This is a genomic window from Flavobacterium seoulense (assembly GCF_000695795.1).
Taxonomy (GTDB): Bacteria; Bacteroidota; Bacteroidia; order Flavobacteriales; family Flavobacteriaceae; genus Flavobacterium; species Flavobacterium seoulense.
The window spans coordinates 60850-74216 of record NZ_JNCA01000001.1 but is presented as its reverse complement, the minus strand read 5'-3'; the positions used below and the strand labels follow the sequence as shown (position 1 = coordinate 74216).

The window sequence follows — 13367 nt, the reverse complement described above, 5'->3', positions numbered from 1 at the left end:
GGCTTCGACAAGCTCAGCCTGACAATTTGGATGTTTTTATCTTCTTTTTACATAATCCAATTGCTCGTCCTGATCGATGATTTCAAATTCGGCATCTTTTTCCCAAATTTCCATCTCACAAGGTTTACAGTTGAATTTCAGTTTGTATTCGGTTTCACCGTGTTTTAAAGTTAGCGGTTCTTTCACTTTCTCCCCCATGGTTTCACGCTGAAAACGGGCACATTTACCGAGCTCATATTTCACGCAATATTTGGTTGTCATCACACGTGCTTTTCCGGGATCCCATTGCAATTCGAATGCTTTTTCAATCTCGGTTACACCATGTCTTTTGTAAAAAGCTCTCGCTAATTTATTCGAAACATTAAAAGTAAAATCCAATTTCTCCGTTGGATAAGGAATATCCGATTTTGTAATTTGGAATTCTTCCCTGTGGTATTCGTTGATTCGAATATCAATCAATTGTTCCAAAGCAATTCTTCGCACTTCATTCACTTTCGAAATTGGCAAAAACCAGTTTTTAGTAAATTCCACTTCAATACCATCAACTATAAAAGGCGTATTCCCGGTTTTAGCCAAGTTTTTAGAAATATTCGGGATTACCGATTCTTCACTTTTTGCCAGTTCTTTTTCAGTAACTAAAGTCGATACACTTTGATGTCCGTCTTCGTCAGTAACCGTCAATTGGAAACCTCCAGCAATTTCAGAAAATCGCATTTCGATGCCAATTTTTCTAACCGCAGCATTTTCTTTCTCAACAATTCGGTTGAACTCGGCATCCGAATTACGGTAAATCATCGTGCCAACGGGAATATTCTTGAACGTATTTGGCACCACAATATCATTCACGATAATATTAATTTGCATCCCATCGGCAATACCTTCGGCATTAATAAAATACAAACCGTCACCGTTGTTCAGTTTTTCGAAATTTTCAATCACATAACCATTAGCTTTTACTTCGGTTACTTTACCAATGTGTTGTCCCTGCGATTTTGGACTTTCCCAGTTCCCGATTTTCTCCTTACGGTGATTTACAAAATAATCTGTGTAACCTCTATTGAAACTTCTGTCCATTTCCGGTTCGAAATTATAGAAAGTTCTCCCTGAAGAAGCTTTTTGGAAATTCTCATTATTTTCTAAAAAAGCATCTAATTTCTTTCTTAAAAACGAAGTATTATTTTTTACATAAACAATGTCTTTTAAACGACCTTCGATTTTGAATGAAGTAACTCCTGCCTCAATAAGATTTGGCAATTGATCACTTAAATCCAAATCTTTTATCGAAAGCAAATGACTTTCGGTCAACAATGTCGTTCCGTCACCATCAATCAGGTTATACGGCAAACGACAGTTTTGCGCACAGGAACCACGATTAGCGCTTCGTTCTCCGCCTGCAATACTCATATAGCAATTCCCACTAAAAGATACGCAAAGCGCCCCGGAAACGAAGAATTCTAATTCCACATCGGTAGCAGCGGCAATATCCCTAACCTGATCTAAATTCAACTCACGTGCTAAAACCACACGTTGCATTCCCACATCTTTCAGGAATTTTACGTGTTTTGGTTCACGGTTATTCGCTTGTGTACTGGCGTGAATGACAATTGGCGGCAAATCCATTTCCATAATGGCCATGTCCTGCACAATCAATGCGTCAACCCCAATATCGTATAATTGATAGATTAGTTTTTTACAGTCTTCTAATTCGTTATCGTACAAAATGGTATTAATCACCACAAAAACCTGTGCTTTAAACAGATGAGCATACTTTACCATTTCGGCAATATCCTCAACAGAATTGGTTGCATTAGTACGCGCTCCATAATGCGGTGCTCCAATATATACAGCATCTGCACCCGCATTAATAGCGGCAATTCCCTGAACCAGGTTCTTAGCCGGAGCAAGAATTTCTACTTTCTTTTTCATCATTTCCACAATAGGATTCCTTGTTTTTTGGAATCAGAGTGCAAAAGTATAAAATACTTCTCAAAAAAGCAGGGTTTTGGAAAGATTAAGATTTAAATCATCTGAAAAAGAACACCTTATATAATTTAACTGATTTTATCTATTACTGACTTTCCCTTTTTTAGAGGATAGTCTTTCCAATATTCTAAATACTCTGAAGGTTCGTTATATTTAAATCTTAAAACTTCTAATGAATTACCAATATGCACATTTGGCAATATTATTTGAGGATCACTAATTCCAATTAATTTACTTCCTAAGAATTCTGAAGTTGGTGTTAAATTTATTGCTCTTCCTTTATAATCTTCAAAAGCATAATTATATCGTCTATATTTATCCGAATTTAAAGTTTTAAACAAATAAACATTAGGCCACAAACTATTTATTTCAAGTTTATTTACAACTTCTTCAATTGTATAACAAGCTTTTAGTATTTCTGCAGTACTTGGAAAATCATCCCTTTTGTGCTGCAATTTATTTCTAATTGATAAAACAGAATTTTTATTAAATTCTGATGATATCTCAGAAATATTTTCTTTAATACTTTGATAATTACTACTTTTTAGATCGAGTAATAATATTTTATGCATAAATGGGAATGATGTATACTGAGCTTTATCATAAAAACTAGGAAGCTCTTCTTTCGAACGTAAATATTCATCTCTTGAAGATGACATAATTTCATCACAAATCTGAACTAATGCAGAAAAGCCCTCTGTCAAAGGGAAAAGTGTATTTTTTCCATTTTTATCAAAACGTAAAGGCTCATTAGACCCAATAACTTGTCCCTCTAATTTTTTACTCATAAAATGCCTAGCTGTTTCGTAATCATATTTGAATTTTGTTTCTAAAAAATGATCCGAAAGTAGAAACCAAGTTATAAATGAAAGTGATTGCTCAAGAATATCCTCTAAAGCAACAAACAAGTTAACAGATGAACTTCTAATTTTATCTTTTTCAAAAGTATTTAAACTTTTCACACTCCTGACAGTATCCTTAAAATCTTCAAGTTTATTCCAAAAATCATTTATTGTATTAGGATAAATATTTATATCAAATCCTAATTTCCATAATACTTTATTTATTAAATTATTTTCACTCTCTTCATTATTAGGCAATTCAAAATTTCCGTAAATTTTCTCAAACACTTTAGTAATTTGAAGTGGTCCTGAAAGAATAGTTTCTTTTACAACTTTAGCTGGATCTGTTACTCTAGTATATGCCTCAATTTTTTCTTTTAAAGTTTCAAATTCATAAAATCTAAGTTTCCATTCTAAAATTTGTTTTGTAGAATCATCACTATTAACATCTAATATTAATTTATTTAATCTGTTAATTGCTAAATTATTATTACTAACTGAACGAAATCCTAATTTATTACATTGATGCGATATATTGTAAAACCCTGAAGTATTTAAAAACTTAACTTCACGAATTTCAGTTGCAGGAATTACAACTTCGTTTAATGAAATCATTTTCTCTAAATATTCAACAATAACATCATCTTTTTCAAGTAGTAAAAGTTGATACAATTCAGCTTTATCAAGCTTTTCTACTATTGAATTTGCAGAACCAACAAAATTTTCATTCTTTGGTAATTTTTCTCTAAAAGATTTTGAAGAATTGATAATATTTGACATTAAAAGCATTAACTCTTTCTTACCAAAAGCATTAACAATCAACAAATTTATTTCATTTAACGAATCAAAATCATAATATTCATTTTTTATTTCTATAGTTTCACTGTATACCATATTCCATTCTGAAGATTCTTCTTTTGGAATTAATTTATCAACTTCATTTTGTATCAATTCAAAAAGATTCGCAGTTTTTAAAAGTGTTTTATGAAATGCTGTACATGAAGAATCAGAGCAATGGTAAAGTTTAACATTTCTTTGAGGTGAATTAAATCTTAAATTTTCTGATTTCAATAGCCCTATTGGTCCAACAATATACTTACCCACTTGAAATACACCTTGTGGTGTATCTTTAAGAAGTTTAGTTGTTTCATCTGCACTTAATATTTTAGATTGGTTTGAAAAAATTTTAAAATATTTATCATAAAGCGTTCTTCCATATATCCAGGGATATCTAATTTTTTTAGATTTAATTTCTTTGTCTAAAATGATTTCGATTGAATTTATATTTATCTTCTCTATGTCAATAAATAAATCATGATGATAAAACTCTAAGAAGATAACTAATTTTATATTTTGGGGTTTGTCAACAGAAATCTTTTTTTTAATGATTGTATCAAATATTTTTTGTCCTGATTTAGTTAAAATAATTAAGTCATTAAATTCTGGATTTAACTCATATTTTTCGTCGATTATACATCTTCCTAAAAGCAATTTAATTGAGAAAAGCGAACTAAATTTATTAATGAATTCAGTATTAGCTTTATACTTGTATAGGATTTCCTCTTTTGATAGTTTCATTAATTTTTTTATTTACTTTGACTTATTTATAAATATTTACACCCTCAAATATAAGCATTCTTTTTATTTGTCTAAGTTTTTTCTTATTTAAATAAAAAAGCACGAATAAAATCCGTGCTTTTTAAAATCTGTATGTCTGAGAAAAACTATTCTACTTTAATACTCACAGTAGCAGCATTTATATTCCCTACTGTAGTAGCTTCTAATGTTATGTCTTCTGCTTTTTTATTCGATTGTAGAATTACAATGCATTTTCCGTTGTACAATTTGCGGTAATCGGCCTTGAAAGGCTCTAAACTGGCTTGGTAACCATTGTCAACTCCAACAATTTTAGCACCACCTGAAACTTTAAAGTTAATTAGGTTATCGGCTTTTGGAAGTAGATTTCCGTCTTTGTCTTGTAGAGAAACCGTTACGTAAACCAAATCATAACTATCATTTTTAATGCTTGTTTTATCGGCTTGCAAATTGATTTTAGCAGCTTCACCGGCAGTACGAATTTCCGTTTCCTTAACTATCTTTCCATCTTTTCTAGAAACTGCTTTCAAAGTTCCTGCTTCAAAAGGCACTTTCCAGGCAATGTGCAATTCGTCTCCTTTTTTAGCTTTCGAACCTAGAGATTTTCCGTTCAGAAATAATTCTACGGCATCAGCATTATTGTAATATGCCCAAACATCAATCATTTGACCCTGTTTCCAGTTCCAATGCGGTAATAAATGTAAAACGTTTTTATCGCTCCATTCGCTTTGGTACATATAATACACATCTTTTGGTAATCCCGCTAAATCTACGATTCCAAAATACGAACTACGCGCCGGATAAGGATAAGGATCAGGTTCACCAAGATAATCAAAACCTGTCCAGACAAAAGTTCCTGCTATAAAATCATATTTTTTAGCTGCTTTCCAGTTTTCCTCGTGGGTAGTTCCCCAGTAAGAAGCGATATTATCGTAAGCAGTTACAGTCCAATCGGCATTTCCATCAAAAGGTTCTGCGTGTTTTTTAGGCCAGAATCGGATAGAATCTGTTGGCATATCATAGCGGCCACGGGTTTGCTGTGCCGAAACACTCTCAGAAGCTACAATTTTTTGCCCTTTAAAACGCTCCGGAAACGTTCCGTAATCTTCGTGCTTATAATTAAATCCTAAAAGATCTAAAACACCCGACTGATAAATAAAATTCTTCTCCGGAACATTCTCCGTCAAAGCCGAAGTTACCGGTCTTGTTTTGTCTAAAGATTTTACAATTTGAGTTAGCTCTTTTGTAATCGCAACCCCTGTACTGTCAAATTGCTCACGGATTTCGTTCCCAATACTCCACATCATAACTGATGGATGATTACGGTCTCTTTTGATAAAATCTATCAAATCCTGTTTGTGCCATTCGTCCCAATATTTATTGTAATCATTAGACACTTTTTTCTTTTTCCAAACATCAAAAACCTCATCCTGCACAATAAAACCCATTTCGTCACACAGCTGTAATAACTCAACAGAAGGCGGATTGTGAGCCGTTCTAATAGCATTCACACCCATTTCTTTCATAAGGGTTAATTTTCGTTTGATAGCATGAAAATTTGCCACAGCTCCCAAAGCTCCGTTATCGTGGTGCAAACAAACTCCATAAAGTTTTGTTGGAACACCATTTAAAGAAAAACCTTTTTCGGCATCAAAAGCAAAATATCTAAATCCAAGCGGAGTTTCATATTCATCTATCAAAGTGTTTTTATCATAGATTTTGGTCACTACTTTGTATAAATTCGGGTTTTTAGTATCCCATAATTTTGGATTTTTAACTTCCAATTTTTGTCCTTTTTCTAAAATAGCATTTGCAGCTATTTTCTCAGCAGATTCTAATCTTGCTACCGAACTGTTTTTGGCATCCAAAATAGTGGTTACTACTTTAAATTCTTTTGGTAAATCAGCATCATTTTGAATACTAACGTTGAAATCCACAGTAGCTTTTTCCTTTGAAACTTCAGGCGTAGTTACATAAGTTCCCCAATGTGCCACATGCAACTTATCAGTAGTTACTAAACGTACATTTCTATAAATTCCAGAACCTGTGTACCATCTTGAACTTGGCTGCGCATCATTATCCACTTTTACAGCGATGTCATTTTTTTGGTTTCCAAAGTTCAGATACTTCGTTAAATCATAAGAAAACGAGATGTATCCAAACGGACGTTTTCCTAAATAATGTCCGTTAATCCAAACCTCGCTATTACAAAAAACACCATCAAATTCAATAGCAATACTTTTGTTTTTAGCTGATTCCGGAAGTGTAAAAGTCTTGCGGTACCAACCTTTACCTGCCGGCAAAGCACCTTGTCTTGCTGTAGTAGAATGTTCTTTACTAAAAGTTCCTTCGATACTCCAATCGTGCGGCAGGTCTAAAGTGCGCCAATCATTAGCATTAAAATTAGCCTGAATAGCATTAGGATGATCACCTAATTTAAAACTCCAGTCCGGGTTAAAATCGGCTACTATTCTACTCTCTTTCTTTGTAGTTGCACAGGCAACTAACAACGACAACACAATTGCTGTTCCTGTCTTTTTAAAAACACTTTTATGTAAATTCATAAATCTATTTTCTTTATTCTTTTTTTCTATTCTCTATTTTATTGAAACTCCATAGATTCCAATCGCAATCCTTTCATATTATCCGATTCGATTCGGATTTTGTACTTTCCGGCATTAATATAACCGCCTGAGGTGGTATTTAAAACTTTCCATTTCTCTGTTGGCGCCGGAAATTCAATTTCATCATTTCGCATCAAAATTCCGTAAGCATCTTCGATAATCAGTTTTACTTTTATAGGCTCCTGATTCAAATTCATGTATCTAAAACGCATCAGGTATATATTAGCAACACCTGGATTCACTTCAAATTCGATACTATTTGGTGTGTTTTTTGCAAATTCAACATAATCGCTCGACTTGAAATTTCCTACTACAGTTCCGCCTCCTTTTATTTTAGCCGTTTCTGCTTCGAGTTTTAACGAAGGTCGGTCGTCTTTCACTTTCCCTAAATCGGAAGTTGGGACAACCACAATAGTAAACGCCAGAGTAGCATCACCTTTGTCACCAAAAAACACTGTTTCTCCTTTTTTTACTTCTTTTTCGAAAATAGTAAAAACAACTCCGTTACTGTTTTTTGCCGTTGCTTCCGATTTTTTATAATCAGCAAGCCAAGGTAAAATTGTTTCTTCTTTCGAATATATTAATACTGAAACTGTAGCTGCTTCTTTCGAAATAAAAGAACCAGTGGTATTTTTAGCATCCGAAAAACGGATATAATCGGCAGTGTACAAATTAGGCGGTAATTCCGTAAATACCGTTTCTCTATCCAAATATTGCCTTTGATTAGTGTTTAGCCACGAACCAATTTCAAATGCTGTATTTGCAGTAACATTTAAAATATTTTTTGGCGAAGGCGCAGCTGCTGTCACCGATTGCTCTTTGGAAGCAATTGCAATTGCCGAGATAATTCCTTCACCCGAAGTTACCTTAGGGAAAGAAATCACTAACTGACCGTTTTTACTTTTAGCCATCACGGTTTTTTTGATTGCTTTAGAAAAACCAACTTCTTTCCAAATATCGAAATCTTTGATAACCACACTGTTATTAATAGCTACATCAAAAACACGCCAATCTTTGCAATCGAGTCCGCCGCCACTTCCATACCAAGGCTCCGAAAAATACAAATCGACTAAATATTCGCCATCAGGCACAGGAAATTCATATTTTAATTTATCCATTCCGTAACGGAAAGTTTGAAATAAAGCATCATTTTGAGTCCCATCAACTAAATCAGAAGTAGATCGCTGACTGGCAAAATAAGCAGGCACATTTTTAAAATCATCTGCCCAGGAAACCGAACCCCAGGTATTCGGTTTGGTTTTATGCACATCTGCTAACCATTGATTTCCGTCAGCATCTATGAAATCCGGCCCACCACAATTGACACGGTAGATATAATTATAATCTTTTTTTGCAACTACAATTTCTTCTTTTGTACTTAAGGTTTTAAAAGATGGTGCTTCAGGCAAATTGTTTAAAACAATATAATCCTGAGCTACTTTTTTACCATTAACATAACCCACAGCATACAGCACATTGTATTTTATGTTAACCTTATTCCATTGAAAATGTTGTCCAACACCCGGATTTTTCAATTTCCCTAAAGACTCATTGTTGACATCATTGAATAATTCGACTTCATCACAATTTGAATACACATCGATTCCGTTTTTGATTCCGGGAGCTTCCCAGCGATTAGGCCAGGTATGCGAAACGATATACACCATAGGATTCGTTTTCTTAGATGCATAATTCGCTCGATATAAATAATAAGCATCCAGAGGCTCGCCCCAAATACTAAAAAGTCCTTTGTAATTAACAGGTCCTACCTGATCGATGGCTCTGAATCCTTCTCCGTTTTGCTCACGTCCCGGATTTTCATGAGAAGAAAACAGCCAGTTAAATTGCCCCGTCATCTTATCTTTTACAGATTCAGCCTGACTGATTTTAATTTCCATTAATTGCGAAAAACGGTTTTCGCTCAAAATACCTTTTTGGTCAAATTCTCCCTCAGTATGCAAATCGTGCGAACGCCAGGCGCCATATTCACCATTCAATAATTGCGTTGTCATTTCGACCGCATAATTAAACGGATCGCCACCATAAGTTCCTGACCAGTTTTGCACCACATTCCAGTCGGTTCCTTCACCACCGTTGCAAGTCGTCACTTTACGCTGGGCTGAAGCAGTTGGATCCATTTCGCGGATGATTTTTGTACATTCTTCAGCAAATTCTTTTGGAATGGTACTTTCGTTTTGCAATCCCCACAATACTACTGACGGATTGTTGCGGCGTTCTTTGATCCATTCGCGTAATAAGGTTTTGAAATTATCTTTAAACTCCGGAGTATCGTACCAAATATGAGCCGAAAACTGAGACCAAAACAAAATACCACTTTCGTCCAGCAATTCCTGATATTTCAAATTATGTGGTTGGTGTGCTTCTCTAAAAGAATTAAAACCTGCCGCTTTTATCTGTTCGATTCTGGCTTTTATTTGAGTATTCGAAAAAGCGTGACTTTGCCCTAATTGGTGTTCGTATTCGCAAGTTCCATTAATGAAAACGGGCTTGTCATTGATAAAAAACCGCTTATCATCGCCTTCTCTGCCCACAGGCCAGGAAACCCAACGAATTCCATAAGGGGTAATAATCTTATCTACCACCTTGTTCTTTTCTAAAATTGTGGTCGAAAGCGTGTACAAATACGGATTTTCCGGCGACCATAAATTAGGGTTTTTAATTGTTGGTAAGGTTTGGCCAATCTCTTTGGTTTCTTTCGAAAGCGCAACAGTATTCTTTACCGAAGCGACTTCTTTTCCGTTTTTATCCAAAAGAGAACTGATTACCGTAACATTTCTATCTGACAGACTGTAATTTTGAATCTCAGTAGTAGTATGCAAAATCGCCTGTTCCTTAGAAACTGTCTCATCATTCCAGATATGAATTCCAAAAGGAGCAATTCGGACATCATTAGTCGTAATTAAAGTCACTGGTCTAAAAATCCCCATAGGCTGTGAACCTTCTGAAAATCCCCATTCGCCAGAACAACCACCACAAACCCAAGGTAAGTCGGCAATAAAAGCAGGATGAGCCGCTTTAACTACAATTCGGTTATTAGCATCATATTTTACAGCATTACTAATATCTAAAGTAAAAGTCGTTCTACCTCCTTTGTGCTGACCCACTTCTTTTCCGTTAACCCAAACCGTAGCATAACTATTTACGCCTTCAAAAAACAAAAAGAGTTTTTTTCCTTTTTCTTGTTTTCCAATTTTCAGATTTCTCGAATACCAGGCCGTTCCGTGCAAATTACCATGTTTCATTTGGCGAAAGCCTTCGTACTGATCCCAATTATGAGGAATACTTACAGTTTTCCAATTGGCATCTGAACCCGAATTTGTCGCAAAATCCTCTTTTACTTCCGCATGCGAATCCACCATGGTGGTTTTCCAATTGGTATCCAGAACAACTTCTTCACGAAATGAAGTTTCCTTCTTTTGCGCCTGCAAAGACGAAAAAGTAGTTATAAAAGATAATATGTATATTATTTTCTTCATTTTTTATGTATTTAACCCTTTCAAAGTAACGACTTTAAAAGGGTTTAAAGTTTACATTTTTTTTAGTAAAATAACCAGTCTACGGCTTCTTTTTCACCAGCATCTATGAATCCTACATCACGAGGTTCAATTTTTTGGTTGGCATCAATAAAGCCTAAAATAAGTACTTTTCCTTTACCTAAATTCAATTGGTTTTCACCAGCTTTAAACGTGTAAGTGTGAATATTTACCCTTGGTAATTCTTTTAAATTTATCGCATTTGCCAGGATTACTTCGGCTTCACCCATTTCGTTTCCTGCTGCATTTGTCTCTAAACTTGGCGGAAATAAAAATCTTTTTTGATCAGAATTAAAATAACCTACTACCAATTTTACCGGAGCAGCATTCTTAAATTTAAGTGTCGTTCCTTCGGCATTTTGCTCATCTTCAACAAATGAAATTCCTTTTAAATTTTGAAGTTCCGGAGCTACTTTTACCAATTCAGAAATAGCAGTTCCATATACTTTAACTCCTGCTTTTACATTATAAGAACTTGATTTTGGACTTAACAAAGTAACGTTAGCTGTTTTCCAAGGCGCAACTGTTTTTTGTTTTACTTTTCCGTTTTTAGCATCTTTTAAAAGACTAATATTTCTTTTTAAATTAGCCAACTCACGCTCGTAATGAGGTAATAATTCCGCCCATGTTTTGTTATTCCCGTCATCGCCACCAATAGGAATTCTACGTTGTGCCGTTTGCATACTATTAGCATACAAATAAGTATCTTTTGTTAGTTTCACCAACTCTTCAAAGTATTCCAACGATTTTTCTAAATGCGGAACGGCTTTATCTAAATCGACAATATCATTAGAATAACTGTATCTTAAAACTAACAAAGCAGCTTCGACTTTTTCAGAAAAACAATTTGCAAATGCATTGTAGCAATACACATCATTTTTCAAACGATTAAATTCGTCTTTTTCTTTAGTAACTGAAGGAGCCGCTTTATCAATCGCTTCAACAGCTATTTTTCCGTGCTGTACAATTTCTTTAATAATCTGTGTTGGCGTTTCACCAATATGCGCCTCTTTATTCCATTCTTTTTTAGCATATTCCTGAAGCAATTCACCTACAGGTCCGCAAGATTCGTGGAATCCAGGATACACACGCCATTTAGCCGGATTGACTAATTGACTTTCAAACATTCCTAACAATAAAGTCTGACGATTTCCCTCGGTAATTCCGAAACGTCTTAATGTTTTAGGAGCTATTTCGCCTATTTGCTCATAAGCTTCCAGAATATTTTTTCCGGCTTCAGAGTCTGTACCATATTTCTTTTCGAATTGCTTATCCCAATAACCAATTTCAAGATTACGTTCTCTTTTACTGTCCCAGGCATATCGTGCCCATGCTTTGTACCAAATCCAGTCACGCTCCATTTCCAGCAAACGTTTGTCAGTTTTATCAGCCGTATAAGGCCAATCCCAATACGAAGCTTGTGGGTACAAATGCAACGCATTCGCTCCATGAATGTTGTGCATTGCCTGAACTGTTTTCTGGATAAAATCAGGTGAACCATAACGGAAAGGTTCCAAATTTGCCAAAATATGCACATTTTCGATATGAATTGAACCCAAAGAACTCAATTGCTTGTGTGTTTCACCCCAAGGTCCGCCAGGAGTATATGTTGTCAACGATTCTCCAGTATATTTACTCATTGTATATAGATTTTTATACAATGGCAAAGCTTGCGCCATTACCGCCGGAGCATCCGTATCGTGCGAACGCAAAATAATTGGTGGTTCCTGAGTTTTTCCTAAAGCTTTCATTCCATCTTTCACACCCGGAATAATGGTTTTAGTAAACCAGTTAATATCGTCTTCAACTGTATTCATCGCTTCGCCCAAACATACTAACAAACCAACATTAGGATATTTTTCGATAAAAGCCGTGATTGACTTTTGAGTATAATCGGAAATTAATGGCGTAATAATACGTTCTCTTTCCTGAGTTTTCAGGTTGTAATGATCTGCAAAAGGCTTAGGAAGAATGATGTTGTAAAACATTTGAATTACCCAGATTCCTCTTTTATTCGCTTCTTCTGTCAGGAATTTAAATACTTCTTCGTTTTTCTTAAAAGTTTCATCACTTACCTCAACAGCAAATGGATAATCTTTTAATCTTACTAAGGAAGCAAATGGATGTCCGTTCCATAAATACAAGGAATTCATGCGGTTTTCAACCATCATATCCAGGTATTTTGTCCAAAGTGCTTTATCATAAAACCATGGGAAAGATTCCGGAGTATATGGATATTCATAAACACCGCGACCTTCAAGATAGGTTGTTTTTTGCATCCCGATACAAGTTCCTCGCAACACCATTTCCGGACTGTCATCGACACTAATTTCTGATGGAATTCCGGAAGCTTTAATTCGGTCAGCCAATTCTAAAGCGCCGTATAAAGTTCCCGAAGCATCAAAACCTTCAATAAAAATAATGTTGTTTTGAGAACGAATTTGAAAACCTTCTTTCTTAGTTAATTTACTATCCTCAATTTTTGCATTCTTAGTATTTTGGTTCCAGAAATCAGTTCCTTTTTCACCAATTACGATTACTTTGCCTTTTGATTTTTTAGGTGCTTTGTCAGCAAAAACTACTTTAAGTCCTTTTGCTGTTACAACTTCTGATAATTTTTCGGCACCAAATTGTGCTCTTGGTGCATTGGCATCACGAACAATAGTAACATTTTGCGCAGATGCAAAACTGACATAAAGTACTAAAAAAAGTAAGCTTAAATATTTCATTTTTTATAAGTATTAAGTATCTAGAATTAAGTATTATGA

Annotated in this window: 5 protein-coding genes; all 5 read right to left on the bottom strand. The window is 34.8% G+C overall.

Annotated features, from left to right (window positions below; translation table 11 throughout):
* Positions 1-36 precede the first annotated feature (36 nt).
* A complete protein-coding gene (locus tag FEM21_RS00180) occupies positions 37-1926 on the bottom strand; it encodes a peptidase U32 family protein (protein WP_035657052.1) in 1890 nt (629 codons plus the stop codon).
* A gap of 125 nt (positions 1927-2051) precedes the next feature.
* Positions 2052-4403, bottom strand: coding sequence for a hypothetical protein (locus FEM21_RS00175; protein WP_035656583.1), 2352 nt, complete (start codon positions 4401-4403; stop codon positions 2052-2054).
* Between the two features lie 146 nt (positions 4404-4549).
* The gene (locus tag FEM21_RS00170) at positions 4550-6985 is read right to left on the bottom strand and encodes a sugar-binding domain-containing protein (protein WP_035656582.1); all 2436 of its coding nucleotides are present in this window, start codon (positions 6983-6985) and stop codon (positions 4550-4552) included.
* A 38-nt stretch (positions 6986-7023) separates the two neighbouring features.
* Positions 7024-10542: a malectin domain-containing carbohydrate-binding protein gene (locus tag FEM21_RS00165; RefSeq protein WP_035656581.1), complete on the bottom strand. Its 3519-nt coding sequence runs from the start codon at positions 10540-10542 to the stop codon at positions 7024-7026.
* Between the two features lie 62 nt (positions 10543-10604).
* Positions 10605-13328 (bottom strand): alpha-d-galacturonidase, encoded by a 2724-nt coding sequence (locus FEM21_RS00160; protein WP_035656579.1) that lies wholly within the window; start codon positions 13326-13328, stop codon positions 10605-10607.
* Between the last annotated feature and the right edge of the window lie 39 nt (positions 13329-13367).

Excerpts from the sequence above, each read along its gene's own strand:
- FEM21_RS00165 (WP_035656581.1), bottom strand. The coding sequence starts at position 10,542 with ATGAAGAAAATAATATACATATTATCTTTTATAACTACTTTTTCGTCT.
- FEM21_RS00175 (WP_035656583.1), bottom strand. The coding sequence starts at position 4,403 with ATGAAACTATCAAAAGAGGAAATCCTATACAAGTATAAAGCTAATACT.
- FEM21_RS00160 (WP_035656579.1), bottom strand. The coding sequence starts at position 13,328 with ATGAAATATTTAAGCTTACTTTTTTTAGTACTTTATGTCAGTTTTGCA.
- FEM21_RS00170 (WP_035656582.1), bottom strand. The coding sequence starts at position 6,985 with ATGAATTTACATAAAAGTGTTTTTAAAAAGACAGGAACAGCAATTGTG.
- FEM21_RS00180 (WP_035657052.1), bottom strand. The coding sequence starts at position 1,926 with ATGAAAAAGAAAGTAGAAATTCTTGCTCCGGCTAAGAACCTGGTTCAG.